We start from the raw sequence: 24,378 nt of genomic DNA, 5'->3' as shown, positions 1-24,378 counted from the left end.
CCGCCACGGCGGCCATTACCCTTTTTGCGCCATGGCGGCCAGTTCTTTCGCCACCTCGGTTGGGCAGGCCTGCGCCGCCATTTCCGCCGCCACCTCTTCAGAGGCCGTACGTAATGCGCGATCGTCGAGGAAAGCATTGATCATGCTGCTCGACAGACCTCCGTCGCCGGGGATGATCCCGCAGCCGCGATCGACTACCGCGCGGGCGTTTACTGGGCGATCGGCCCCCTGGCCAAAAACGATCTGTGGAATACCCGCGTGCAGCGCCGTCAGGGTGTTGCCAGCGCCGCCGTGATGGATAAAACCATCGGCGCCGTTGAGGAAGGCGCCCATCGGGATCCAGTCAACCAGGCGAACGTTTGACGGCAACGCGCGTAGATCGGAGCGCGCATTGGCTGAGAGATGCAGAATGATCTCGGCATCGACGTCACTGGCGGAATCCATCACCCAGGAGATCAGATCGAGGCCATCGACCATCGGTTTGACGGTGCCCAGGCTGACCAGTAGCCGTTTGCGATCGGGCGTGCGTTCCCACCATTCTTCCCAAACCGCACCGCCGTTATACGGCACGTATTGCATGGGAATGATCGGTTCGCCATCGTTTTGCAGGATGCTCATACTCGGCGGCGTCACGTCGATCCACGCCATATCCTGCGGCGGAGCTTCGACGCCGTGGCGGCGGTAGGCGTCAGCGAGCGAGCGCGTCACACCTTTGATATGCCAGGGGGTGTGGCCGAAGCCGACAGTTTGCATGACCACCGGGATATCGTATTTGGCGGCGATCAGCGGCCCGACGACGCCGAGGGGAGGATAGACGATAAGGTCGGGCCGCCAGTGTCCGGCAAACTCCACCAGTTGGTCGGCCATCTCTTCGCTGAAGAACGAGAAGTTGCCCATTTTGGTGCCGATGTTACTTTCCTTCCGCTGCGCCTCGCGGCGGCGATAATCGGCCTCCGAATCGAAGCCGGGCGCGGCATCAAACACCACCAGCCCTGCCTCGGCCGCCTTTTGGGCGAATTTACCGCTACTGGCGATCAGCACTTCGTGACCGTTAACGCGAAATGCCTGCGCCAAAGACAGCACCGGGTATAGCAGCCCATAGAGTGGTGGGCCAACAAACAGAATGCGCATGAGAAAATCCCTCTCCGCTTGACGAACTAATTCAGGAAGTCGACGCAGTCAATATGCCGGCCAGCGCGACGTTAACTATCGTTAACCCGGCTGTGCCTGGCGCTGCGCCATTTTTTAGTTTCGCCAGCGCGACGCACGGCAACGCCGGCGACCCTATCGCAGGCGGTGAATCCGTAGCGCACGCTGACGAATCGGGAATTCCCTGTCCCGACTTCCATTAACGCTTGCGCGTCATTGTCCTGATGAACGGCCTGACGCGCCGCCGCACTGCCACGGCGGCTTGTGAGACCGCATTTGCCGGGTGAGAGGCCGGTCAACGCGCTGGGCGATGTCCGTAATTCCTGAAGACACCGTGTCGCATCATCCTGATAGCGTCGCCTTCGCGGGTCGGTAAGGGACAAAGCGCCGTTGTTCAGGCGATGCTCGTTCCCATACGGCCTCGGTATACCTTGCCAAAGAAATCACCAATGCAAATGCTAATGAGAATAATTACCAATATCATTTGCAAATTGCAATGATAAGTAAAAACTTAATAGAACGGGTAAACGTTTATAGGACAAATCGCAGGTGAGCTTTTCAGGAGGGGCGATGGGTTCCGGTAAGTGATGTTGTTCTGCTGGGACAAAGGCCAATCGGTTATTTTTTTATTGCGGAAAGCGGCTGCTTACCGCTGTTCATTACCCGCGTATGATTTGTGATATGATGAAAAAGCGAAACTTTTTCTCTTTTTTCCAGGTTAAACGATACTTATGAGCGCGTTCGATCACTCGTCAGATGACACCCAGGAAACTATCGGCAACAGCCTGCGCCGACGCCCACTGGCGCGCAAAAAGTTGTCTGAAATGGTGGAAGAAGAGTTGGAGCAGATGATTCGTCGCGGCGAGTTTGGCGAAGGTGGACAGCTTCCCTCCGAACGTGAGCTGATGGCGTTTTTTAACGTCGGGCGCCCGTCGGTACGTGAAGCGCTGGCTGCGCTCAAGCGTAAGGGCCTGGTGCAAATCAACAATGGCGAACGTGCGCGAGTCTCGAGACCGTCGGCGGACACCATCATTTCCGAGCTTTCCGGGCTGGCGAAGGATTTTCTCTCCGCGCCTGGCGGTATCGCGCATTTCGAGCAGTTACGTCTTTTTTTCGAATCAAGCCTGGTGCGCTATGCGGCTGAGAACGCCACGGATGAGCAGATTTCCCTGTTAAGCAAGGCGCTGGAGATTAACGGCCAGTCGCTGGATGATAACGCGCAATTTATTCGCTCAGACGTCGATTTCCACCGCGTGCTGGCGGAGATCCCCGGCAACCCTATCTTTATGGCGACGCATGTTGCTTTGCTTGACTGGCTAATCGCTGCGCGGCCGAAAGTGTCGGAGCAAGAGCTTCATCATCACAATAACGTCAGTTTTCAAGAGCATATCGCCATATTTAACGCCATACGCGATCGCGATCCGGACGAAGCCGATCGTGCGTTGCAAACCCACCTCAAAAGTGTTTCCGCCACCTGGCGTGCCTTAGGTAAAACCAAAAAATCCGCTAAATGATCCCTGCTTCGCGATCGGTTTAGTGAACTCGATCGCACAATAAGCTTTCCCTATTGTACTGCTTTAAAAATGATCTGGTATAACAGGTATAAAGGTACATAGTTAATCCAGTCAAATATCATTACGAGGTATATATGGTTAGCCATTTACGTGGCGTGATGCCCGCGCTTCTGACCCCATTCGACGCACAGCAGAACATCGATCGGGCGAGCCTGCGTCGGTTAGTACGTTTCAATATTGAGCAGGGCGTTGATGGGGTTTACGTCGGCGGATCGACCGGGGAGGCCTTCGTTCAGAGCCTGTCCGAGCGCGAAGAAGTCCTTGAAATCGTAGCGGAAGAGGCGAAAGGGAAAATTACCTTAATTGCGCATGTTGGTTGCGTCAGTACGGCGGAAAGCCAGCAGCTGGCGGTGGCGGCTAAGCGCTATGGTTTTGATGCGGTTTCCGCGGTAACGCCGTTCTACTACCCGTTCAGCTTTGAAGAGCACTGCGATCATTATCGCGCAATTATTGATTCTGCTGATGGGATACCGATGGTGGTCTACAACATTCCGGCGCTGAGTGGGGTAAAACTGACCTTAGAGCAGATTAACCAACTGGTGACATTACCGGGGGTGGGCGCGTTAAAACAAACGTCTGGCGATCTCTATCAAATGGAGCAAATCCGTCGCGCGCATCCGGAACTGGTGCTCTACAACGGCTATGACGAAATTTTCGCTTCCGGCTTGCTGGCGGGCGCTGACGGCGGGATCGGTAGTACCTATAACATTATGGCCTGGCGCTATCTGGGGATCGTGCAGGCGCTGAAAGAGGGCGACACCGCGAAGGCGCAGCAGCTGCAGCATGAGTGTAATAAGGTCATCGATCTGTTAGTCAAAGTGGGCGTATTCCGTGGACTGAAAACGGTGCTGCACTATATGGATGTGCTCTCCGTACCACTCTGCCGTAAACCGTTTGCGCCGGTAGAGGATAAATTCCAGGCCGAATTGAAAGCGCTGGCGCAGCAGTTAATGCAGGAGCGTGGCTGATTTCTCGCCGGAGACGCTCATAAACTGCGCTTTCGATAAGAGATTTAATCAGACATCTGAAGCGGGCGTCATCCGGCAACAACGATATTCAATTCATACCAAAGCGAGTGGGCGCAGCCCATCGCGGGAGACTCACCATGAGTACAACAACCCAGAATATCCCGTGGTATCGTCATCTTAACCGGGCGCAGTGGCGGGCATTTTCCGCCGCCTGGTTAGGGTATTTGCTTGATGGTTTTGATTTTGTCTTAATCGCCCTGGTGCTCACTGAGGTTCAGGGGGAATTTGGTTTGACGACGGTACAGGCGGCAAGCCTGATTTCCGCCGCTTTTATCTCTCGCTGGTTTGGCGGCTTGATGCTCGGGGCAATGGGGGATCGCTACGGTCGCCGCCTGGCGATGGTGACCAGCATTGTTCTTTTTTCGTTGGGTACGCTGGCCTGCGGTTTTGCCCCTGGCTACACCTCTCTCTTTATTGCCCGGCTGGTTATTGGGATGGGCATGGCGGGAGAATATGGCTCCAGCGCCACCTATGTTATTGAAAGTTGGCCGAAACACTTGCGGAACAAGGCGAGTGGATTTCTGATCTCTGGCTTCTCGGTTGGCGCCGTCGTCGCCGCGCAGGTTTATAGTCTGGTGGTGCCCGTTTGGGGCTGGCGTGCGCTCTTTTTCATCGGCATTGTCCCCATCGTTTTTGCCCTCTGGTTGCGTAAAAACATTCCGGAAGCGGAAGACTGGAAAGAGAAGCACGAAGGTAAAGCGCCGGTACGTACGATGGTCGATATTCTCTATCGCGGCCAGCATCGGGTGCTAAACATCATCATGACCTTTGTGGCCGGCGCGTCGTTATGGTACTGCTTTGCCGGCGAGGCGCGTATCGCCGGGTTGGTTGCGCTGCTGGGCCTGGTATGCGCCATTATTTTCATCAGTTTCATGGTGCAAAGCAGCGGTAAACGCTGGCCGACCGGCGTGATGTTGATGGTGGTGGTGCTCTTCGCTTTCCTCTACTCTTGGCCGATTCAGGCGCTGCTGCCTACTTATCTGAAAACTGAACTGGCCTATGATCCACATACTGTTGCTAACGTATTGTTCTTTAGCGGTTTTGGTGCAGCCGTCGGCTGCTGCGTCGGCGGTTTCCTCGGCGACTGGCTGGGGACCCGTAAAGCTTACGTTTGCAGTTTACTGGCTTCGCAACTGCTGATCGTTCCGGTATTTGCGATAGGCGGCACCAATGTCTGGGTGCTCGGTTTGTTACTGTTCTTCCAGCAAATGCTGGGTCAAGGAATTTCAGGGATCTTACCGAAGCTGATCGGCGGTTATTTCGAAACCGATCAGCGTGCTGCGGGTCTGGGATTTACTTACAACGTCGGTGCTTTGGGCGGCGCGTTAGCGCCGATTCTCGGGGCGTTAATTGCTCAACGCCTGGATTTAGGCACCGCGCTGGGTTCGCTCTCCTTTAGCCTGACGTTCGTGGTGATCTTACTTATCGGGCTTGATATGCCAACTCGCGTCCAGCGGTGGATCCGCCCGGAAGCCATGCGTACCCATGATGCGATCGATGGCAAACCGTTCAGCGGCGCAGGGCCGTTTGGTCGCGGTAAAAGCACATTAGCGAAAAGTAAAAATTAACCATGGCGCCCGGCCAATCACGAATGTTTGCCTAAGGATATGATGATGTCTCTACTTCAACAGCTTAATCAAAACATTGCGCAATCTGGTGGTTTGATAGTTTCCTGCCAGCCTGTACCAAATAGCCCGCTGGATAAGCCTGAAATTGTCGCTGCGATGGCCCTGGCGGCGGAGCAGGCAGGGGCGGTCGCGCTGCGTATTGAAGGTATTGATAATTTACGCGCCACCCGCGCCGTCGTTTCTATTCCTATCATCGGGATTATGAAACGCGATCTCGACGATTCGCCAGTCCGGATCACCCCGTTCCTTGAAGATGTTGATGCGCTCGCGCAAGGCGGGGCGGATATTATCGCCGTGGATGGTACCGATCGCCTGCGCCCGGTTACCGTTGCGGCACTGCTGGCGCGAATTCATCAGCATGCTTTGCTGGCGATGGCCGACTGTTCCACTTTTGAAGATGGGATGGCTTGCCAGCAGCAGGGAGCCGACATTATCGGGACGACGCTTTCTGGCTACACGACGGTAAAAACGCCGGAAGAACCCGATTTCGCTCTGGTGAAAACACTCAGCGAGGCCGGATGCCGGGTGATTGCGGAGGGGCGCTACAATACCCCGGCGCAGGCGGCAACTGCGATGCGCCAGGGGGCATGGGCCGTGACCGTTGGCTCTGCCATCACTCGTCTTGAGCATATCTGCCAGTGGTATAACTCGGCGTTAAAAAAGGCGGTGTCATGACTACGCTTGCTATTGATATCGGCGGAACCAAACTCGCCGCCGCGCTGGTGGATGATGACCTGAACCTCCTTAAACGCCGTGAGTTGCCGACACCCGCCAGCAAAATGCCGGAAGCGCTATGTTCGGCGCTGCAAGAGCTGATCGTGCCGTTATTTGCTCGCGCCCAGCGAGTGGCAATTGCCTCTACCGGAATAATTAGCGGCGGCGTGCTGTCGGCCATCAATCCCCACAATCTGGGCGGTTTGCAGCATTTTCCGCTGACGCAGACCCTGGAAAAAATCACCGGCCTACCCACACTGGCGGTTAACGATGCGCAAGCTGCGGCATGGGCGGAATACCATGCTCTGGGGGATGAATGTCGCGACATGGTTTTCATCACGGTATCCACAGGTGTAGGGGGCGGCGTAGTGAGTAATGGTCGGCTAATCACCGGGAATGGCGGTCTCGCCGGCCATCTGGGCCATACGTTAGCGGACCCGAATGGACCGCTATGCGGTTGTGGTCGGCGCGGCTGCGTAGAGGCTGTTGCTTCCGGACGTGGAATGGCGGCCGCCGCTCAGGGAGAACTCAGCGGATGTGATGCGAAAACGATTTTCATGCGTGCCGGGCAGGATGATGAGCAGGCTATTGGGCTTATTCACCGTTCGGCACAGACCTTAGCGAGATTGATCGCTGATGTAAAAGCGACAACGGATTGCCAGCGCGTGGTGGTCGGTGGCAGCATCGGCCTGGCGGAAGGTTATCTGGAGATGGTGAGAGCTTACCTTGCGCAGGAACCGTCGGTATATCACGTAATGTTACAACCCGCGCATTACCGACATGACGCGGGATTGCTGGGAGCGGTGTTACTGGCTCGGGAGAATAACTCATGATAGCAGGTGATATTGGAACGCTAACCGCCTCCGGGATACATCCCATTTTAGCCGAAGCGTTGATGCTGGCGGTAGCCGCTTGTCCACAGGAGAAATCTCCTGGACGTTTCAATCTACGCGGTGACGATATTTTTATGAACGTCATGGTATTTACTACCCAGCCAGCGGAAAGTAAAAAATCGGAACAGCATGCGCAATATATCGATATTCAACTGTTGCTAAGCGGTGAAGAACGTATTCTGTGGGGAATGGTAAATTGTGCACAGCAGTGCGAAGCGATACACGTTGAAGAGGATTATCAGTTGTGTAATGCGATTGAAAATCAGCAGGCCATTACGCTACGGCCTGGTAATTTCGTGATATTTATGCCTGGTGAGCCGCATAAACCTGGATGTATTACGACACTGCCGCAGGAGATTAAAAAGGTAGTCGTTAAGGTTAATGTTAGCCTTTTGCAAAACGAATACTGATGCTGAGATTATTCCTGGTTTTGTTTGTGTAATGTGTTCTTCATTTAAATCTGCAAAATTTAAACTAGCTTATTAGGGGGCTCCTTTTCTTAAAACATGCAATATAGGGACTGTTATGGCTATTGATATGTATCTGAAGGTTGATGGGGTAACCGGTGAATCTAACGACTCAAATCATAAAAATTGGATAGATGTTTTGTCATTTAGCTGGGCGGCTGAGCAACCTGGGAATATGAGCGTTGGCGGCGGTGGTGGGGCGGGTAAAGTTAATTTTCAGGACCTTTCGGTACAAGCATTGATAGATAAAGCAACGCCGGCAGTTCTCAAGTTTTGCGCTAGCGGTAAACATGTCGCTAAAGTCGAACTATCAATTTGCAAAGCCGGCGGCTCGCAAATTGAGTATTCGCGTGTTGTTCTTGAAGATGTTCTGGTAACGAAAACCAGTTTTAGCGGTGTGGGTCATACCGACACTATTATGGTGAATTACCTGTTTCAGGCATCTAAAGTTAATCTGCATTATTGGGAGCAGTCTTCTCAAGGGACCAAAGGCGCAGAAACTAAATCGGGTTGGGATATCAAACAGAATAAAGAAATTTAATCGACGCTGGAGCGCCTGCAATGCCAGATATTACCTCCGAGATAAATGCGGTTCTCTCCGATCATTCCCGGTTTGACGCAGAGCAGCTGGATATTATTATTTCATTCGTCAATGAACTGGATAAAGGAACTTTGAGTCAGTTTGAGAACGCTCCGGATCGCACGATTATGGATACCTATGAGCGCTTGCTTTCTGCCAGTAAAGAGCCTGCCAGAAGACAACGCGACGAAGAATACGAACTGGAATCTCTGACGGGGGCCAGTCGTCGTACTACCACCATGAGCAATCATGCCGCGTTTTTTGATCGCTTCAGAACAACGCCCGCGCATATGTATGGTTACGGCGGCAACGTCTACCGGGATCAGACAAAAAGCTATTACGATGTGGCTGGTAAAATACTGGCAGGCATTGGCGGTCTCGCTTCTTTTGGCGCAGGTACCGCCGCCATCGCCGCCTCGCAGGCGGGTTCGTCGCTTTCGGGTATAGCGGCGCGTTATGCGTTATCTTCTGTCGGCGCGACCGGCCTGGCCGCTGGCGCGATGGCGTTGCTCCGTAATAATTTTTCCGATGTTCAGGTAGCGACGAATAAAGATTTCCTCGAAACCATCAAGTCTATCGCCAAGCTAAGAAACAAACTGAATGATTTCTTCCAGGGCCTCAACAACAAGGTCTATTCGGATAAGACAAAAGCAGAAACGGCGCTCAACAATGAAATGAAGTCACATCCGTTACGTTTTGGCGTCGGTTCAGGAAGTCAGGTAGTACATGCCAACCTGGCCCCGATTCAACGTTTGGTCACTCAGGACTTTGTTACCGTAAACCACGAGATCAGAGCCAAAATTCTGCCGAAGGGTACAAATTCAGCCTGGAGTGTTGCGGTTTCGAGCTCAGAAATGGGTTGGGATGAACGGGTATTGGACCAGGCTAACATGGGCATTCTGCAGCAGGTCGTTCATCAGCTTTAACGCGGTTGTGTTGGCGGCGAAGGGGACGACGTTCGATGGAGAGTCCGGTTGCAGAAAAGCAAAAACCCAGCCATAGGCTGGGTTCTCTGAATTAGTGGTGCCGGACTCGGGAGCATATCTACGATTAACATTCTTTTTATTGGTATTTCTTACAAATTGAGCCCTCACGAAGGACCATAAAAAATCACTTTAGTTTTGTGATGGTTTTCACGAAAAATCGGCAATTAGTGAGTGATATTACTATGAGGCCGTTGAGATAACTAAACATCATGGCTCAATTCACTCCCTCAGAATCAGAGCTAAAAGTACTGCTCCAGAACGCCTTCTAACTTGCTCACCGCCGTCGCATACTTGGCCGGGTTCTTTTCCTTCAGTACCGCCAGATTACGCAGCTTCCAGCGAATAGCCGGTAGGTGTTGAATTTCAGGATAGCGATACAGCGACCAGTCAGGGGTATTTTGCTTATAGCTGAGCAAGAACTGGCGATCTCTGTTCGTAAGATGCGATTGCAGCGCTTGTGGCAGCAATGTCGTTACTGATAAAAGGGACTTCAGCGACGTTTCCTGCTGTGTCATTCCTGAAAATTCCTGTGCGTAAAGAGTTGCGATCCGCGGTGTATCCCAGTTCGGTGACAGCAGCTCGGCAATGGGGCGGGGATGTCCAGCCAGATAGCAAAGAAAACCGTCAAAGATCTCGCGCGTCAGGCCCGGTTTCTCCAGCATATTCAGTACGTCAAACAGATCGCGTGGATGCTGGCGGTCGAGCGCGGCACAGATTTTACCGCCGTAAAGATCCGCCTGCGAGACGACATTCATGGTGGTGAAGCCATATTCCATTTCCACCTGTTCACATACCGGCATTTCTGTTGGTGGCAACAGCAGCCCACGCCAGACTGGACTAACTTCAATCTTTATCTTCGCATCAGCGGTGTTAACGATGATGCGCTTTTCATCCGCTTTGTTCTCCTGCCGGATAGCGGTGATCCCCGCTCTGCCGTTCAGTGATTCAGTAATACGCATCAAGGCGTCATTGATGGCAGCCAGATCGGTATCGCGATCCGTATAGGTCTTATACGCCAGATCGATATCTACCGACAGGCGAGGGAAATCCTGTACAAACAAATTGATTGCCGTGCCGCCTTTCAGGGCGAAACAGGACTCCTTTGCCACATGCGGCAGGGTAGCCATTAATAGCCTGACCTGTCGGGCATAACTATCACGCAGATCCATCTTCGACTCCTTCCGGTTTAAATGCGCGGGGAACGGTTATTTGATAATCCGGCTCCAGCCAGCCGCCGGGAACGATTTGCCGCTTTCCCGTACCTATTTCTATACCGCTTTGATCGAGATACCGAAAATAAGGATGCTCATTGCGCCGGGCAAGATAGAGCATTACCCGGTTGGTTTTAACCGAATAGCTGGCGCAGAGCAGTGTCTGTAATTTACGCGGGCTGAGAAGGTTCATCCCCTGAAACAGGGCATCGGCATGTTCGAATGAGATCAATGCAGGAACGCCGCTGGCGATCTCATACGCGGCCAGTTCTGGGACACTACCTATTAACTGTCGGTCACCGATATTCAGTGTTGTCGTAAATCGTGTTACATCGACGGTGAGGCCAGAGGTATACAGCGTGACAAATGTCGCGGATGGCTCAAAGGCGGCGAACCATCCCGGCAGTTTGGCGTAGGCCGGAAGTGTGAGCCAGACCTGAGGTTTACCCGGTTCGGTATAGTGGGCATGGCCCTGTAGTGCAAGGCTGGTAAGGCCCGCCACGCGAACCGGTTTTTCCCACTGTGTTTGCAGGCAATAAACCGCGTCCACCCAGTCTGGTTCACGGCCTGTCCGGCAGTATACGCCGTGCGCGATCCGCCTGAGCCAGCTATTCTGCACATAGAGGTATGAAAGCTTACGATCTATGCCGTTGCGGGTAAGCCATGACTGGAGCAACACCTGACCGGGTAGGGTGTTTTGCATCAGCCAGTTTAGATAGTTTGACAAATGTCGCCTCTGGGTGGACAAATACGTAAATTATTAAACTAATTTAGAACGGAAGTGATTTTATCGCAACATTCGGTTTGGTTATTTTCGTATTTGTCGATTATAAATCGACATTTTTTATAAAATATAAACTATAGATCATTACAGAAAATAGGGCTAAATGTATTTGGTAGCTAACGTGGGCGTGTACCAGGCAAAGGATGTAGTAGAGGTTTACCGCTCCTGATGGGAAATTGAAGTCGGGTTCAGATGTCAAAAAACCGCTATCCAGTTAACTCCCGTGCCGCTCCGCTTAATTGAACGGTATTGGCCTTTTTGGCGGGTTCTTTAAATAGTGGTGCCCGGACTCGGACTAACGCCGCAGGCGTTGAACAGCGCGCTTGTCGCGCTGGCCCCGAAGGGGTGAGCCGCGTTGCGGCGAATAATCGAACGCAGCTAGATGAAGAGTCCGGCTGCAGAAAAGCAAAAACCCGCCTTTTGGGCGGGTTCTTTGAATAGTGGTGCCCGGACTCGGAATCGAACCAAGGACACGGGGATTTTCAATCCCCTGCTCTACCGACTGAGCTATCCGGGCAACGGGGCGCATTAAACCTGATTCACCGCGCCTCGTCAACGAAATTTATAAATTTCGCAGCAGACTGCACAATCTATCACCACTTTGCCGTAAAAGCACGCGTCGTCAGGCAAAAAAGGCCGTCCACGCGACAGAAATCGGCATTGCCAGCAGCAGGGCGGGGAGCATATTGACCACCGCGAACATCTTAATCCCGCAGATACGCAGGCCGGTCGCCACCAGCAGCATACCGCCGACGGCGCTGAAGTCGGCCATCATCATCGGCGTGGTCAGCGGCATGATAAGCGAGGCGCAGGCCGCCAGACTCAGCTGAATCAGCAGCATCGGCACACAGATTGCCGACACCGCCAGCCCCAGCGTGCAGGCGAAAATAGTAGCGGTGAAAAAGTCGAGAAACGCTTTGGCGATAAGGATGCTGGCGTCGCCGGTCATTCCTTCGCGCATGGCGCCAAAAACACCGGTACCGCTGGCGCAAAACAGCACGATGATCGCCACGTAGCTCTGAATATAAGACTCGTGGGCCGAGGCCTTTTTCCTGCCCTTTGGCGACAATAGTTGCTGGAGTTTGCTCACCAGAGTATTGATGCCTTTCTCCATGTTGCACACTTCACCGAGCAGCGCGCCGACCAGCGTCGCCAGCACCATCACCGGCAGGTTGGCGCACTTGATGACCAGTAAAATACCAATCCCTAGTGATGCCAGCCCAAAAATCGAGGTCATCGAGGTGCGGATCCGTTCCGGCAATCGTTGGCTCAGCAGCGCGCCCAGTACGCCGCCGACAAGCACCGCGCTGGCGTTAATAAATGGCCCTATAACCAAAGTAAACTCCTGTTAAGTATTCCTGATGTCCGCATTATTATGACGTTGTTTCGCCGCTAAGGCTTGCGGATACGTGGGGATAATGCATATGGATTTCATCTTGCGCCACTTTCGGAAAGGTGCCATGATTGCGCGGATTTTCACCTCTTTACCCTGAGGCCGCCGGGATGACGACATCGCCATTACATCGCCGTTGCCGCTGCGTACTGCTGCGCGGTATGCCTCGTTCCTTACTCTCCCTGTTCACCATGCGGTGAAGGCCACGTATGCTCACTGTAGGACAACAGTAAGATCGGACGCGTCTGCTTTTACTGATGTCCGGCGGTCGGAGCTGAATTCCGTCAGACCCGGACACATCGTTGGGCAAGGCTCCACCTTTGCCTGAGATTTTTACACTCCCGATACGGGCATTTGCGCTTATGAAATCTATGCACATTGCCGCCAGCTGCGAGCTGGTCTCCCGTCTGTCCACCCATCGTCAGGTTGTGGCGCTGGACAGCACTGATTTTACCGATGCGGCAGCGGTCGTCATCACCGCGGCGGATAGCCGCAGCGGTATCCTGGCCCTGCTCAAGCGCAGCGGATTCAATCTGCCGGTCTATCTATTTAGCGAAACGCAAACGGATAAACCGGAAGGAGTCGTCGCGGTGATTAGCGGCAAAGAGCAGGAGTGGCTGGAGCTGGAAGCGGACGCCTGCGGCTATGAAGAGAAACTGCTGCCGCCATTTTTCAATACGCTTAGCCAGTACGTTGAGATGGACAACAGCACTTTCGCCTGTCCCGGCCATCAGCATGGCGCGTTCTTTAAAAAGCATCCCGCGGGCCGCCAGTTCTACGAGTTTTTCGGCGAGAACGTTTTTCGCGCTGACATGTGCAACGCCGACGTCAAGCTCGGCGATCTGCTGATCCATGAAGGTTCGGCGAAGCACGCGCAGAAATTTGCGGCAAAAGTCTTCAATGCCGATAAAACCTACTTCGTGCTTAACGGCACTTCCGCGGCGAACAAGGTCGTGACCAATGCGCTGCTGACCCGCGGCGATCTGGTACTGTTCGATCGCAACAACCATAAATCAAACCACCATGGCGCGCTGATCCAGGCCGGGGCGACGCCGGTCTATCTGGAAGCCGCGCGCAACCCGTTCGGCTTTATCGGCGGCATCGACGACCACTGCTTTGATGAAACCTACCTGCGCGAGCTGATCCGCGAAGCAGCGCCGGAAAAAGCCGACGCGGCGCGCCCGTTCCGCCTGGCGGTGATCCAACTGGGCACCTATGACGGCACGGTGTATAACGCGCGCCAGGTGGTCGATAAAATCGGCCATCTCTGCGATTACATCCTGTTTGACTCGGCGTGGGTCGGTTACGAGCAGTTTATCCCGATGATGGCTGACTGCTCGCCGCTGCTGTTGGATCTCAATGAAAACGATCCGGGCATTTTTGTGACGCAATCGGTGCATAAGCAACAGGCCGGTTTTTCGCAGACCTCGCAAATTCACAAGAAGGATAACCATCTGCGCGGCCAGGCGCGTTTCTGCCCGCATAAGCGGCTGAATAACGCCTTTATGTTGCATGCTTCCACCAGTCCGTTTTATCCGCTGTTCGCCTCGCTGGATGTGAATGCCAAAATCCATGAAGGAGAGAGCGGTCGGCGGCTGTGGGCGGAGTGCGTGGAGCTGGGTATCGAAGCGCGTAAAGCGATACTAGCGCAGTGTAAATTATTGCGGCCATTTGTGCCGCCGCTGGTCGGCGGGAAACCGTGGCAGGAGCATTCGACGGCGACTATCGCCAGCGAACGTCGCTTCTTTAGCTTCGAGCCGGGCGCGAGCTGGCACGGCTTTAGCGGTTATGCTGACAATCAATACTTTGTCGATCCGTGTAAGCTGCTGCTGACCACGCCGGGCATCGATGCCGATAGCGGCGACTATACCGAGTTTGGCATCCCGGCGACCATCCTGGCGCACTACCTGCGCGAAAACGGCATCGTGCCGGAGAAGTGCGATCTCAACTCGATTTTGTTCCTGCTGACGCCGGCGGAAAGCGCGGAAAAACTGGCGCGACTGGTGGCGATGCTGGCCCAGTTCGAACAGCATATCGAAGCGGATTCGCCGCTCGCCGAGGTACTGCCGACTATTTACAACAAATACCCGGTTCGCTACCGCGATTACACCATTCGCCAGCTGTGTCAGGAAATGCACGATCTGTACGTCAGTTTTGATGTTAAAGACCTGCAAAAGGCGATGTTCCGCAAGCAGAGTTTCCCGCCGGTGGTGATGAACCCGCAGGACGCCAACCGCGAATTTATCCGCGGTAACGTTGAGCTGGTGCGCCTGAGCGAGGCCGAAGGCCGCATCGCAGCGGAAGGGGCGCTACCGTATCCGCCGGGCGTGCTGTGCGTGGTGCCGGGCGAGATCTGGGGCGGCGCGGTGCTGCGCTACTTCCTCGCGCTGGAAGAGGGGGTCAATATGCTGCCGGGCTTTTCGCCGGAGCTGCAGGGGGTTTATAGCGAAACGGATGCCGATGGTATTAAGCGGTTGTATGGGTATGTGTTGAAAGCGTAAACCGGGACCAGGCATTGTGCGCGTATTTTGCCGGATGGCGGCTGGCGCCTTATCCGGCCTACGGTCCGTGCGGCCTGCCTTTAATTTAATCATCGTGCTGGCTGAAACTGCCGGTAGCAATGGCCTCAAAACCCCGGTGGCGCTGCCGCTTACCGGGGCTACAGCGCTGTGCGGTTTGGTAGCCCGGAGAAGGCGCAACGCGCCGCCTCCGGGAAAACCCCTGTGCGACAAAACCGTTGCAAACCGATAACAGTATCTACAAATTCTGTAGGCCCGGTAAGGCGTCAGCCGTCACCGGGCAATGACGATCAGGCGTTCTGGCGCGCGGCGGCAGGCTGTCTGACGTGTTGATACTTGAACAGCGCCACGAAAGCGACGGCCAGCACCAGCGAGTAGGCGGCGAAAATCAGCCACACGCTTTGCCAGTTAGTGATCCCCTCAATGGTAAAGTGCTCGACAACTTTGCCGCTCACCATCCCACCAAGGATACAGCCGAAGCCGTTGGTCATCATCAGGAACATTCCCTGGGCGCTGGCGCGGATTTCCGGACGCACCTCTTTCTCAACGAACACTGAACCGGAGATGTTGAAGAAATCGAAGGCGCAGCCGTAGACGATCATCGACAGTACCAGCAGCACGGTACCGAACGGCGTCGGGTCGCCGAAGGCGAACAGGCCGAAGCGCAGCATCCACGCCACGATACTAATCAGCATCACGTTCTTAATGCCGTAGCGGCTAAGGAAGAACGGGATGGTCAGGATAAACAGCGTTTCGGAGATCTGCGAAATCGACATCAATACCGACGCGTGCTCGACGATAAAGCTGCCGGAGAACAGCGGGTCTTTATCGAAGCTGTGCAGGAAAGTGTTGCCAAACATATTGGTGATCTGCAGTTCGGCGCCGAGCATCATAGAGAAGATAAAGAAGATTGCCATACGCTTGTTTTTAAACAGCGCAAAGGCGTTCAGGCCGAGCATCTCGGTCCAGCTCTGGTTGCGCTGGGCGTTGGCGACCGGAATATGCGGCAGCGTCAGGGTGAACAGCGCCAGCAAGACCGACAGCGTCGCGCCGATATAAAGCTGCATATGGCTAAGCTCGAAGCCCGAGAAGCTGACGCCCCACATGGCGAGGATAAAGCCGATGGTGCCCCAGATACGAATTGGCGGGAAATCGGTCACGATATCCAGCCCCGCCGACTGCAGGCGGTAGTAGGAGATGGTGTTGATCAAGCCAAGCGTCGGCATATAGGCCAGCGAGTTAAGCAAGATCACGAGGAACATCTCGCCTGGCGTAGTGACCTGCGCCGCGAGGTACAGCGTTAACGCGCCGACCAGGTGGCAGATGGCATACACCCATTTGGCGCTGATCCATTTATCGGCGACGATCCCGAGCAGCGTTGGCATCAGAACGGCGGCGATACCGAGCGAGCTATACACCGCGCCGATGGCCGCGCCGTCAAACTTCAGGGTGACGAACATGTACGAGCCGAGCGTGGTTAGCCAACTCCCCCAAAGGCAGAACTGCAGGAACGACAGTATTTTTAACTGCAGCTTAAGATTCATGTATTTATCCTCACGAATGTGGGCTGGTGATGTTTTTTAAATAACATAACCGCCGTTATTTTGATGCGATTCTATCATTCACCGGTTGAAGGCTTCTGTTAACTGCCGCAGAAAATCGAAAGATATTACGAAGTATGTCGTAAAAAAGAGAGGCCCGGCGAGATGTCCGGGCCTGGGTGAAAGAAGCGTTACTTACGGCGGTAGCTTTTCTGCGCGGTATTCACTTTATACAGATAACGGCGCGATTCGGCAGACGGATGGCGGGTGGTGAGCGTCTGGTAGACGTCGCCTGGCGCCATGCTGTTAATGATGTTCGCCGCCTGGACTTTATCGCTGGAGAAGACGCGCAGTACGCTGCCGGCGCCGCCGTTATAGGCGGTGATCACCGCGTAGCGACGCGAGGTGGGGTTATCGATGCCGGCGAGATAAACGTTGTTCAGCATCGCCAGATAGGCGGTACCGGTATCGATGTTATTCGCCGGGTCAAACAGATAGCTGCGGCTCGGCAGGCCGGATTTGCCCTGCGAGCGGAAGACGTCTTTCCCCGCGCTATGCTGTACGACCTGCATCAGCCCCATGGCATCCGCGTGGCTCACCGCATAGGGGTTAAACGATGATTCTGTTTGCATAATCGCAAGGATCAGCGACTCATCAACGCCATATTTACGCGAGGCCTGGCGCACCATGCCGAGATATTTATGCGCACGTTTATCGAGGTGGTTAGGCACCAGGTTGATAGTGATGCTATAGACCACGCGCAGGCCATTGCTGCGGCTCTTCAGACGGGTTTGCAGCAGATAATCGGCATAGCGCGCGGCGCGCCACTCCCAGCGGATGGATTCGCCGGTGTTATCGACGACCTGGCCGTAGAGGAACGGTTCTTTGGAAATCTGAATATCATCGACATCGGAATAGAGGTCGATAGAGTTGGGGTCATCGCCCATCAACAGAGTTTTGATAATCGCCTGGCGTAACCGTCCTTGCGGATCGGTTCCGGCGATGGTCTCGACGGTAATCGTACCGGCATCAAAGTTGATGTGGCTGCGGGTTTGATATTGATCGGTATATTTTACGTAGTCCTTCGGCCCGGCGAGCAGAACTTCGTTATACCCCCAAATGTTCTCGATGTTATGGGCAAACTGGCCCATCAGGATATCGAATCCGTTAGTGTCCTTGACCCAGGCCTCGTTATATTCGGCGCCTTTTTTATTGGAACTGGAACAGGACACGAGCAGTGGCGCAATCAGCGCGAGCGCTAAGTATTTTTTCATCATTCCGGGAGTGCGTGTTGTGTTTGTTTGGTAAAGGCCGTGAGGCCCTTACTGTTTTTCCGGCGGCGTGTAGCCTTCGATGTGAACGTCTTTCCCTTCAAACAGGAACTGCACCATCTCCTGTTCCAGCAGCTTGCGGTGCTCCGGGTTCATCATGCTGAGTTTTTTCTCGTTGATCAGCATGGTCTGCTTATGCTGCCACTGCGCCCAGGCCTCTTTGGAGATTTCGTTGTAAATGCGCTTACCGAGCTCGCCCGGATAGAGCTGGAAATCCTGGCCGTCCGCTTCACGCTGCAGGAAAGTACAAAAAATCGTTCTGCTCATAATCAATCCTCTTTTATAGCCGAAAAAACTAGACCGGCGTTCCGGCTTTCAACTGTTGTAACAAGCGCTCCACGGGGGCCGCCAGTCCGACCGATGGCGGCTGCGCTAAGTTATACCAGAGTGCGTTACCTTCATCCATGCATGCGCCAGATGAGTGCACTGTAAGCCACATCGGCACAATATCCAGGTGGAAATGGCTGAAAGTGTGGCGGAAGGCGGTTAATTGCGTCAGATTATCGGCCTTTATCTGACGTTGCGCCAGCCACTCACGCAGCCCGGCTTCATCCTCAAATTGCGGAAAACAGAACAACCCGCCCCATAAACCCACCGGCGGACGTTGGGAAAGAAATACCTCGTCGCCGTGCTGCATCAGCAGGAAGTAGCCGGTGCGTTCCGGGATGGTCTGCTTCGGTTTTTTCCCCGGATATTCCGCCCATGAATGGTTAGCGTAGGCCACGCAGCCGTTACTCAGCGGGCACAGTTCGCACTTCGGCTTCGAGCGGGTACAAACCATGGCGCCGAGATCCATCATCGCCTGGTTGAAGCGTTCTACGCCCTGCGCCGGCGTCACCTCTTCGCTTATTTCCCACAGCCGTTTTTCCACCTCTTTTTTCCCCGGCCAGCCGCTCACAGCATAGCAGCGGGCGAGTACCCGCTTCACGTTGCCGTCGAGAATCGGATAATGCTGACCGAGCGAAAGGGATAAAATCGCCCCCGCCGTCGAGCGCCCGACGCCGGGAAGCGCGGCCACCTCTTCAAAGGTTTGCGGGAACACGCCGCCGTGTTGCGTGGCAACCTGCTGCGCGGCTTTATGTAAGTTGCGCGCCCGTGCGTAGTAGCCAAGGCCGGTCCACAGATGCAGCACTTCATCCAGCGGCGCGTTGGCTAAATCAACAACCGTTGGGAAACGCGCCATAAAGCGTTCAAAATAGGGAATAACCGTGGTGACCTGGGTTTGTTGCAACATCACTTCGGAGAGCCATACTTTGTAGGGCGTCTTGGCGATTTGCCAGGGCAGGGTTTTACGGCCGTATTTGTCGTACCAGTCCAGGACCTGGGCTGAAAATTGCGCGGCGAGAAAAGTCAAAGCTACGGCTCCGGAATCGCGATTACAGGGTGGCAGATTGCAGCACAAGGGCGAGTGGCTGTAAACCCTTGCATCCGCCGGGTAACTTTGGATAATGCCCGTTTTCCGAACACATTCACAAGCAGACTTAACTTTTATGAAAAACGACGTCATTTCTCCGGAATTCGATGAAAACGGTCGCCCGCTGCGCCGTATTCGTAGCTTCGTCCGTCGCCAGGGCCGCCTGACGAAAGGGCAGCAGCATGCGCTGGATAACATTTGGCCGGTGATGGGCGTTGAATTCAACGATGCGCCGCTCGATTTCGCCGCTCTGTTTGGCCGCGAAGCGCCGGTCACCTTAGAAATTGGTTTCGGTATGGGCGCCTCGCTGGTGGCGATGGCGAAAGCTAAACCGGAGCAAAACTTCCTCGGTATTGAAGTGCACTCGCCGGGCGTCGGCGCGTGCCTGGCTTCCGCGGAAGAAGAAGGCGTACAAAACCTGCGCGTAATGTGTCACGATGCGGTCGAAGTGCTGCACACTATGATCCCGGATAACTCGCTGAATATGGTGCAGCTGTTTTTCCCTGACCCGTGGCATAAAGCGCGTCATAATAAACGTCGTATCGTGCAGCCGCCTTTCGCCGAGCTGGTAAAAAGCAAACTGAAGCTGGGCGGTGTCTTCCATATGGCGACCGACTGGGAAGCCTATGCTGAGCATATGCTGGAAGTGATGTCTTCGCTGGAAGGCTATCGTAACCGGTCGGAAAGTAACGATTACGTACCGCGCCCGGAATCGCGCCCGGTAACCAAATTTGAACAACGTGGCCATCGTCTTGGCCACGGCGTATGGGACTTAATGTTCGAGAGGGTGAAATAATGGCCAAGAATCGTAGCCGTCGTCTGCGTAAAAAAATGCATATCGACGAGTTTCAGGAGTTAGGTTTCTCCGTAGCCTGGCGTTTCCCGGAAGGGACCAGCGAAGAGCAGATCGACCAGACGGTCAACGATCTGATCGAAGAGGTCATTGAGCCGAATAAACTGGCCTTTGACGGCAGCGGCTATCTCTCGTGGGAAGGGCTCATCTGCATGCAGGAAATCGGTAAATGTACCGAAGAGCATCAGGCCATCGTTCGTAAGTGGCTGGAAGATCGTAAATTAGCGGATGTGCGCACCAGCGAACTTTTTGACGTCTGGTGGGACTAAGTTTGACAAGGGTCGGCAATTGCCGGCCCGATTTGTCTTAAGGGAGTAAAATGATGCGCAAAACGCTGCTGGCGGTGGCGCTTTCCGTCACCGCTTTGTCTGCCCACGCGGACTACCAGTGTAGCGTCACGCCGCGTGACGATGTGATCCTCAGCCCGCAGCAGGTGCAGGTGAAGGGTGAAAACGGCGATCTGGTGATTAAGCCGGACGGTAATCTGACCTTTAACGGTAAAGCCTATGCCCTTAGCGCCGCCCAGCGCGAACAGGCGCAAGATTATCAGGCCGGTCTGCGCAGCAGTCTGCCGTGGATTGATGATGGCGCGCGTTCGCGGGTCGAAAAGGGCCGCAAGGCGCTGGATAAAATCATCACCGAACAGGTCGGCGCCAGCAGCAGTATGCATAGCCGCCTGACCAAGCTGGACGCGCAGCTGAAAGAACAGATGAACCGCATTATCGAACGTCGCAGCGATGGCCTGACTTTCCACTATAAAGCCATCGACCAGGTTCGCGCCGATGGCCAACAACTGGTGAATCAGGCGATGGGCGGCATTCTGCAGGACAGCATTAACGAGATGGGCGCCAAAGCGGTGCTTAAAGGCGGCGGCAATCCGCTGCAGGGCATTCTCGGCAGTCTTGGCGGCCTGCAAACCGCAATCCAGGATGAGTGGAAAAACCAGGAAGCGGATTTCCAGCAGTTCGGCAAAGATGTTTGCAGCCGGGTGGTCTCGCTGGAAGAGAGCCGCAAAGCGCTGGTTGGTTCGTTAAAGTAAGCAAGATTTCGCGGCCCGCATTTCTTTGGGCCGCGCACTTATCCACTCAGGCGCGGCCGTGCGACACGCGTGAACGGCGAGCCAGAGAATCAATGATTACCGCAATCGCCAGTACCGCGCCGGTAATGATATAGCGCAGCGAAGACGGCAGGTTCAACAGCGTCAGCCCATTTGAAATCGACTGAATCACGATGATCCCCAATAGCGCGGACCAGGCGCTGCCGCGTCCGCCGAACAGGCTGGTGCCGCCGATCACCGCCGCGGCGATGGCGTTGAGGTTGACGTCGCCGGTGCCGGCCTGCTGGCTGGCGGAAGCCAGTCGCGACGCCGCGAGAATGCCGCCGAAGGTCGCAAGCGTGGTACACAGAACAAAAGCGCTCACATAAATCGCCCGCACGTTAATTCCCGAACGGCGCGCCGCTTCACGGTTGCCGCCGACCGCGAACATCGAGCGACCCCATTTTGTCCGTTTCAGCGCGTAGTTGAGGATCATCACGCAGGCGACAAAGAGACCGAAAATCCACGGAATACCGCGCCCCTGATTGAGGTAAAGCACCGCGGCCTCGAAGATAATCGTCAGCGCGATCGCGCGCGCCAGTAGCGAGCTGACTCCCTCGGCGGAAAGATTGGCCGCCAGCCGCCGCGAGCGTTTTTTCAGACCAAAGACAATAATCGCCAGTCCTGGCAGCAATGCCATCAGGTGTGAGAACCAGCCGGGCATCACCAGCAGTTGGCCAAAGCGCACCAGCGGCGAAGTATAGGGCAGGTTGATGCTGCCGCTCGGCCCGAGGATATACAGCTGCATGCCCAGCAGCGCCAGCAGGCCGGCGAGAGTGGCGACGAAACTTGGCATTCCGACGCGGGTATACAGTAGCGCGTAGACCAGCCCGACGGCCACGCCGCAGGCCAGCGCCACGGCGATGGCTCCCGCCAGCGGCCATCCTGCGTTCACCCACAGCACGCCGACGATAGCCGATGCCAGGCCGCTCATGGAGCCGACCGACAGGTCTATCTCACCAAGCATCAGCACGCAGACGATGCCGAGCGAGATAAACCCGACCGTCGCGCAGTCAAACAGCAGGTTCACCAGGTTATTCGGCGCGATATAGACCGGGTTGAGAAAGGTGAAAACCAGGGAAATCACAATCAGCCCGGCTATCACCGGCGCGGTGCCGAGATCGCCGGTTTTGATGCGGGTTATCTGCGCGCGCAGGGCGCCAAACAGCCCCTCGTCGTGACGAACGCGCTCATCGCTGCGATCCAGCGCGGTGTGGGATGCGGTCTTACTGTTCATAAAATTACATCGCTCCGGAAGTTGTTGGCTGTGATTTACGTTCAACCCGGCGTGAAACGGCGTTTTCCGTCGCGCCGGTGATCGCGGCGACCAGATCCTGATTGGAAGCATCGGGCGTGAAGATCCCTTTGTTGCGCCCGAGACGTAGCACCACGATACGGTCGGCGACGGCGCGAACGTCTTCCATGTTGTGGCTGATGATGATGACGCCAAGCCCGCGCTCGCGAACGCGCTCAATCAGGTTGAGCACTTCCGCGGTCTGCGCGACGCCCAGCGCCGCGGTGGGCTCATCGAGCATAATGATTTTAGGGTTCAGCAGCAGCGAACGGGCGATGGCGACGGTCTGCCGCTGGCCGCCGGAAAGCGATGCCACCGGTTCGCGTACCGACGGAATACGTGCCGCCAGCTCCTGCAGCAGCGTCCAGGCTTTCACTTCCATCGCCACTTCATCGAGCTGGAACGGCGAAATTTCATGACCCAGAAACAGGTTTGCTACCACATCAAGGTTTTCACACAGCGCCAGATCCTGAAACACCGTGGCAATACCGTATTCCAGCGCTTTGCCGGGGCTATCGAGGGTGACAGGGTTGCCGTCAAACTCAATGGTGCCGGAGGTCGGCTGGTGGACGCCGGCGAGGATCTTCACCAGCGTGGATTTGCCCGCGCCGTTGTCGCCGACCAGCGCGACCACCTCGCCGGCGTGGACTTCTAATTCGATATCCGTCAGCGCCGACACCGCGCCAAAATGTTTAGAGACGTTGCGCAGTTGCAGTATTGGCCGCCCGGCGGCGGAGTTGTGTTGTTGTTGCGGCATACAAAACGACCTCAATAATGGCGAAATCACGCCCGCCGCGGCGGGCGCAGGGTCACAGGTTACTTGCTGATGCCTAACTTCTGGCAGGCGGCGGCGTATTCGCCGCTACACACCTGATCCCAGGTCTGGATTTTTTTATCGAAGATTTCCGCTTTGATGTTTTTGGCGGTCACCACTTCCGGGGTAAATAGCTGGGAAGGGGTGTTGTACAGGGTGGTGCTGGCCTGCGGTTTTTTGCCCTGAATAAAATCAACCGCCACTTTGGCCGCCGCTGCGGCAACGATCTCCGATGGCTTGGAGATGGTGTTGTACTGGTCGCCGGCGATGATCAGCTGCAGCGCGGCGATAGTGGCGTCATTGCCGGTGACCGGCGGCAGCGGCTGGACGCCGGCAGCCTTAAAGGCGGCAATCGCCCCGCCGCCGGTACCGTCGTTCGCCGCGACCACGCCCTTAATTTTGTCGCCAAAGCGGGTAACCTGCCCGGCGGTCCACTCCTGGGCTTTCGGCGGCGCCCACTCCGGGGTGTCGAATTCGGCCAGCGTTTTGTAACCGGACTCTTTCAATCCGCGATGGATACCGTCGCGGATCAGCCCTGCGGCGGCATCGGTTGGCGAACCGTTAATTTGCAGCACGCCGGCATCCTGCGGCACGCCGCTCGCTTTCAGGTGGTCGGTGAGGGATTTCGCGATGGCGTAGCCAATGCCCTCGTTATCAAACGAAACATAAAAATCGGCCGGTTTGTTTGGCACCGGGCGGTCATAGGCGATGACCTTGACCCCCTGCGCCTGGGCGTTTTCGACCAGCGCGGCGGCGGCGGAAGAGTCAACCGGATCCAGGACGATCACTTTCGCTCCCTGGGCGATTACCGAGTTGAACTGCTGCTGCTGGAGCGACGCGTTGGCGTTGGCATTCTGATAGATGACCTTACATTCCGCGCAAAGCTTGCTCATTTCCGCCTTAAAACCGGGGAAGTCGTGCTGCTCATAGCGGGTAGAGGCCTGATCGGGCATTAAAAAGGCCACGGTGGCGGACTCTGCAGACCAGGCTGAAGCCGTGACGGTGCCGGATAGTGCGGCGAGTGTGATAAATATATTACGGTAATTCATTGTGTTACCCTCTTTTTTATAGGCTTAAGCCCGCCGGGTTGCGCCGACGTTACAGAGACT

At 55.2% G+C, this 24,378-nt stretch carries 24 protein-coding genes and 1 tRNA gene; 13 read left to right on the top strand and 12 right to left on the bottom strand.

Going from position 1 to position 24,378, the window contains the following annotated elements:
- Nucleotides 1-15: 15 nt before the first annotated feature.
- The gene (iroB, locus tag ABLU80_RS15650; RefSeq protein ID WP_047076545.1) at nt 16-1,131 is read right to left on the bottom strand and encodes a salmochelin biosynthesis C-glycosyltransferase IroB; all 1,116 of its coding nucleotides are present in this window, start codon (nt 1,129-1,131) and stop codon (nt 16-18) included.
- 53 nt (nt 1,132-1,184) lie between these two features.
- On the opposite strand from iroB, the gene ABLU80_RS15645 reads away from it, so the two are divergent.
- From ABLU80_RS15645 to ABLU80_RS15605, 9 genes are all read left to right on the top strand, one after another.
- Nucleotides 1,185-1,352 carry a hypothetical protein gene (locus ABLU80_RS15645; RefSeq protein WP_015369706.1) on the top strand — a complete coding sequence of 56 codons (168 nt, stop codon included), beginning with the start codon at nt 1,185-1,187 and terminating at the stop codon, nt 1,350-1,352.
- Between the two features lie 528 nt (nt 1,353-1,880).
- The gene (nanR, locus tag ABLU80_RS15640) at nt 1,881-2,663 is read left to right on the top strand and encodes a transcriptional regulator NanR (protein ID WP_042897796.1); all 783 of its coding nucleotides are present in this window, start codon (nt 1,881-1,883) and stop codon (nt 2,661-2,663) included.
- 134 nt (nt 2,664-2,797) lie between these two features.
- Entirely contained in the window at nt 2,798-3,691 is an 894-nt protein-coding gene (gene nanA / locus ABLU80_RS15635) for an N-acetylneuraminate lyase (protein WP_015703468.1), read from the top strand.
- Nucleotides 3,692-3,828: 137 nt separating this feature from the next.
- Nucleotides 3,829-5,319 carry an MFS transporter gene (locus tag ABLU80_RS15630; RefSeq protein ID WP_020077939.1) on the top strand — a complete coding sequence of 497 codons (1,491 nt, stop codon included), beginning with the start codon at nt 3,829-3,831 and terminating at the stop codon, nt 5,317-5,319.
- Between the two features lie 45 nt (nt 5,320-5,364).
- The gene (locus ABLU80_RS15625) at nt 5,365-6,054 is read left to right on the top strand and encodes an N-acetylmannosamine-6-phosphate 2-epimerase (RefSeq protein ID WP_047079769.1); all 690 of its coding nucleotides are present in this window, start codon (nt 5,365-5,367) and stop codon (nt 6,052-6,054) included.
- Nucleotides 6,051-6,926, top strand: coding sequence for an N-acetylmannosamine kinase (locus tag ABLU80_RS15620; RefSeq protein ID WP_348850160.1), 876 nt, complete (start codon nt 6,051-6,053; stop codon nt 6,924-6,926). Before ABLU80_RS15625 ends, ABLU80_RS15620 begins: the two co-directional genes overlap by 4 nt.
- The gene (nanQ, locus tag ABLU80_RS15615) at nt 6,923-7,396 is read left to right on the top strand and encodes an N-acetylneuraminate anomerase (protein ID WP_348850159.1); all 474 of its coding nucleotides are present in this window, start codon (nt 6,923-6,925) and stop codon (nt 7,394-7,396) included. The genes ABLU80_RS15620 and nanQ overlap by 4 nt, the downstream gene beginning before the upstream one ends.
- Nucleotides 7,397-7,511: 115 nt before the next feature.
- A complete protein-coding gene (locus ABLU80_RS15610; RefSeq protein ID WP_015369713.1) occupies nt 7,512-7,994 on the top strand; it encodes a type VI secretion system tube protein Hcp in 483 nt (160 codons plus the stop codon).
- Nucleotides 7,995-8,014: 20 nt separating this feature from the next.
- Nucleotides 8,015-8,959: a hypothetical protein gene (locus ABLU80_RS15605; protein ID WP_015369714.1), complete on the top strand. Its 945-nt coding sequence runs from the start codon at nt 8,015-8,017 to the stop codon at nt 8,957-8,959.
- 299 nt (nt 8,960-9,258) lie between these two features.
- On the opposite strand, the gene ABLU80_RS15600 is transcribed toward ABLU80_RS15605, so the two are convergent.
- The 4 genes from ABLU80_RS15600 to ABLU80_RS15585 all read right to left on the bottom strand — a co-directional run bounded on the left by ABLU80_RS15600 (nt 9,259) and on the right by ABLU80_RS15585 (nt 12,350).
- On the bottom strand, nt 9,259-10,188 hold the full coding sequence (locus tag ABLU80_RS15600; protein WP_047079767.1) for a nucleotidyl transferase AbiEii/AbiGii toxin family protein: 930 nt from the start codon (nt 10,186-10,188) through the stop codon (nt 9,259-9,261).
- Complete coding sequence (locus ABLU80_RS15595; RefSeq protein WP_348850158.1) at nt 10,175-10,957, bottom strand: type IV toxin-antitoxin system AbiEi family antitoxin domain-containing protein; 783 nt, start codon at nt 10,955-10,957, stop codon at nt 10,175-10,177. The genes ABLU80_RS15600 and ABLU80_RS15595 overlap by 14 nt, the downstream gene beginning before the upstream one ends.
- A 498-nt stretch (nt 10,958-11,455) precedes the next feature.
- Nucleotides 11,456-11,531: transfer RNA gene (locus tag ABLU80_RS15590), tRNA-Phe, on the bottom strand.
- A gap of 105 nt (nt 11,532-11,636) precedes the next feature.
- A complete protein-coding gene (locus ABLU80_RS15585; RefSeq protein WP_015369715.1) occupies nt 11,637-12,350 on the bottom strand; it encodes a DUF554 domain-containing protein in 714 nt (237 codons plus the stop codon).
- A 419-nt stretch (nt 12,351-12,769) separates the two neighbouring features.
- On the opposite strand from ABLU80_RS15585, the gene ABLU80_RS15580 reads away from it, so the two are divergent.
- A complete protein-coding gene (locus ABLU80_RS15580; RefSeq protein ID WP_348850157.1) occupies nt 12,770-14,908 on the top strand; it encodes an ornithine decarboxylase in 2,139 nt (712 codons plus the stop codon).
- A gap of 308 nt (nt 14,909-15,216) precedes the next feature.
- On the opposite strand, the gene ABLU80_RS15575 is transcribed toward ABLU80_RS15580, so the two are convergent.
- The 4 genes from ABLU80_RS15575 to mutY form a co-directional block, all read right to left on the bottom strand.
- Nucleotides 15,217-16,470 carry a nucleoside permease gene (locus ABLU80_RS15575; RefSeq protein ID WP_020077944.1) on the bottom strand — a complete coding sequence of 418 codons (1,254 nt, stop codon included), beginning with the start codon at nt 16,468-16,470 and terminating at the stop codon, nt 15,217-15,219.
- Between the two features lie 188 nt (nt 16,471-16,658).
- Nucleotides 16,659-17,741, bottom strand: a complete 1,083-nt coding sequence (mltC, locus tag ABLU80_RS15570) for a membrane-bound lytic murein transglycosylase MltC (protein WP_015369719.1) — start codon at nt 17,739-17,741, stop codon at nt 16,659-16,661.
- Nucleotides 17,742-17,789: 48 nt separating this feature from the next.
- Nucleotides 17,790-18,065 carry an oxidative damage protection protein gene (locus ABLU80_RS15565; RefSeq protein WP_004105744.1) on the bottom strand — a complete coding sequence of 92 codons (276 nt, stop codon included), beginning with the start codon at nt 18,063-18,065 and terminating at the stop codon, nt 17,790-17,792.
- Nucleotides 18,066-18,093: 28 nt separating this feature from the next.
- Nucleotides 18,094-19,152 (bottom strand): A/G-specific adenine glycosylase, encoded by a 1,059-nt coding sequence (gene mutY / locus ABLU80_RS15560; protein ID WP_058649586.1) that lies wholly within the window; start codon nt 19,150-19,152, stop codon nt 18,094-18,096.
- Nucleotides 19,153-19,288: 136 nt separating this feature from the next.
- On the opposite strand from mutY, the gene trmB reads away from it, so the two are divergent.
- From trmB to ABLU80_RS15545, 3 genes are read left to right on the top strand one after another with little or no spacing between them, the layout of a single operon-like run.
- Nucleotides 19,289-20,008 (top strand): tRNA (guanosine(46)-N7)-methyltransferase TrmB, encoded by a 720-nt coding sequence (gene trmB, locus ABLU80_RS15555; protein WP_015369721.1) that lies wholly within the window; start codon nt 19,289-19,291, stop codon nt 20,006-20,008.
- Nucleotides 20,008-20,334, top strand: a complete 327-nt coding sequence (locus ABLU80_RS15550; protein ID WP_015369722.1) for a YggL family protein — start codon at nt 20,008-20,010, stop codon at nt 20,332-20,334. The genes trmB and ABLU80_RS15550 overlap by 1 nt, the downstream gene beginning before the upstream one ends.
- A gap of 50 nt (nt 20,335-20,384) precedes the next feature.
- A complete protein-coding gene (locus ABLU80_RS15545) occupies nt 20,385-21,104 on the top strand; it encodes a DUF2884 domain-containing protein (protein ID WP_032709145.1) in 720 nt (239 codons plus the stop codon).
- A 46-nt stretch (nt 21,105-21,150) separates the two neighbouring features.
- Here the strand turns inward: ABLU80_RS15545 and ABLU80_RS15540 are convergent, their stop codons facing one another.
- From ABLU80_RS15540 to ABLU80_RS15530, 3 genes are read right to left on the bottom strand one after another with little or no spacing between them, the layout of a single operon-like run.
- Nucleotides 21,151-22,398, bottom strand: a complete 1,248-nt coding sequence (locus tag ABLU80_RS15540) for an ABC transporter permease (protein WP_015369724.1) — start codon at nt 22,396-22,398, stop codon at nt 21,151-21,153.
- A 4-nt stretch (nt 22,399-22,402) separates the two neighbouring features.
- On the bottom strand, nt 22,403-23,212 hold the full coding sequence (locus ABLU80_RS15535) for an ATP-binding cassette domain-containing protein (RefSeq protein ID WP_004181271.1): 810 nt from the start codon (nt 23,210-23,212) through the stop codon (nt 22,403-22,405).
- Nucleotides 23,213-23,271: 59 nt separating this feature from the next.
- Complete coding sequence (locus tag ABLU80_RS15530) at nt 23,272-24,318, bottom strand: sugar ABC transporter substrate-binding protein (RefSeq protein WP_015369725.1); 1,047 nt, start codon at nt 24,316-24,318, stop codon at nt 23,272-23,274.
- Nucleotides 24,319-24,378: the final 60 nt, after the last annotated feature.

The sequence above is a fragment of the Klebsiella sp. CN_Kp104 genome (assembly GCF_040064515.1).
GTDB lineage: Bacteria > Pseudomonadota > Gammaproteobacteria > Enterobacterales > Enterobacteriaceae > Klebsiella > Klebsiella aerogenes.
The sequence above is the reverse complement of the archived record's forward strand: the minus strand, read 5'-3'. Positions and strand labels throughout refer to the sequence as shown.

What these genes read in the sequence shown, in the direction of transcription:
- nanA (WP_015703468.1), top strand. Translation starts at nt 2,798, where the DNA reads ATGGTTAGCCATTTACGTGGCGTGATGCCCGCGCTTCTGACCCCATTC.
- mltC (WP_015369719.1), bottom strand. Translation starts at nt 17,741, where the DNA reads ATGAAAAAATACTTAGCGCTCGCGCTGATTGCGCCACTGCTCGTGTCC.
- nanQ (WP_348850159.1), top strand. Translation starts at nt 6,923, where the DNA reads ATGATAGCAGGTGATATTGGAACGCTAACCGCCTCCGGGATACATCCC.
- ABLU80_RS15550 (WP_015369722.1), top strand. Translation starts at nt 20,008, where the DNA reads ATGGCCAAGAATCGTAGCCGTCGTCTGCGTAAAAAAATGCATATCGAC.
- ABLU80_RS15540 (WP_015369724.1), bottom strand. Translation starts at nt 22,398, where the DNA reads ATGAACAGTAAGACCGCATCCCACACCGCGCTGGATCGCAGCGATGAG.
- ABLU80_RS15530 (WP_015369725.1), bottom strand. Translation starts at nt 24,318, where the DNA reads ATGAATTACCGTAATATATTTATCACACTCGCCGCACTATCCGGCACC.
- ABLU80_RS15580 (WP_348850157.1), top strand. Translation starts at nt 12,770, where the DNA reads ATGAAATCTATGCACATTGCCGCCAGCTGCGAGCTGGTCTCCCGTCTG.
- trmB (WP_015369721.1), top strand. Translation starts at nt 19,289, where the DNA reads ATGAAAAACGACGTCATTTCTCCGGAATTCGATGAAAACGGTCGCCCG.
- ABLU80_RS15620 (WP_348850160.1), top strand. Translation starts at nt 6,051, where the DNA reads ATGACTACGCTTGCTATTGATATCGGCGGAACCAAACTCGCCGCCGCG.
- ABLU80_RS15605 (WP_015369714.1), top strand. Translation starts at nt 8,015, where the DNA reads ATGCCAGATATTACCTCCGAGATAAATGCGGTTCTCTCCGATCATTCC.
- nanR (WP_042897796.1), top strand. Translation starts at nt 1,881, where the DNA reads ATGAGCGCGTTCGATCACTCGTCAGATGACACCCAGGAAACTATCGGC.
- ABLU80_RS15565 (WP_004105744.1), bottom strand. Translation starts at nt 18,065, where the DNA reads ATGAGCAGAACGATTTTTTGTACTTTCCTGCAGCGTGAAGCGGACGGC.
- ABLU80_RS15625 (WP_047079769.1), top strand. Translation starts at nt 5,365, where the DNA reads ATGTCTCTACTTCAACAGCTTAATCAAAACATTGCGCAATCTGGTGGT.
- ABLU80_RS15600 (WP_047079767.1), bottom strand. Translation starts at nt 10,188, where the DNA reads ATGGATCTGCGTGATAGTTATGCCCGACAGGTCAGGCTATTAATGGCT.
- ABLU80_RS15575 (WP_020077944.1), bottom strand. Translation starts at nt 16,470, where the DNA reads ATGAATCTTAAGCTGCAGTTAAAAATACTGTCGTTCCTGCAGTTCTGC.
- iroB (WP_047076545.1), bottom strand. Translation starts at nt 1,131, where the DNA reads ATGCGCATTCTGTTTGTTGGCCCACCACTCTATGGGCTGCTATACCCG.
- ABLU80_RS15610 (WP_015369713.1), top strand. Translation starts at nt 7,512, where the DNA reads ATGGCTATTGATATGTATCTGAAGGTTGATGGGGTAACCGGTGAATCT.
- ABLU80_RS15535 (WP_004181271.1), bottom strand. Translation starts at nt 23,212, where the DNA reads ATGCCGCAACAACAACACAACTCCGCCGCCGGGCGGCCAATACTGCAA.
- ABLU80_RS15545 (WP_032709145.1), top strand. Translation starts at nt 20,385, where the DNA reads ATGATGCGCAAAACGCTGCTGGCGGTGGCGCTTTCCGTCACCGCTTTG.
- ABLU80_RS15645 (WP_015369706.1), top strand. Translation starts at nt 1,185, where the DNA reads ATGCCGGCCAGCGCGACGTTAACTATCGTTAACCCGGCTGTGCCTGGC.
- ABLU80_RS15630 (WP_020077939.1), top strand. Translation starts at nt 3,829, where the DNA reads ATGAGTACAACAACCCAGAATATCCCGTGGTATCGTCATCTTAACCGG.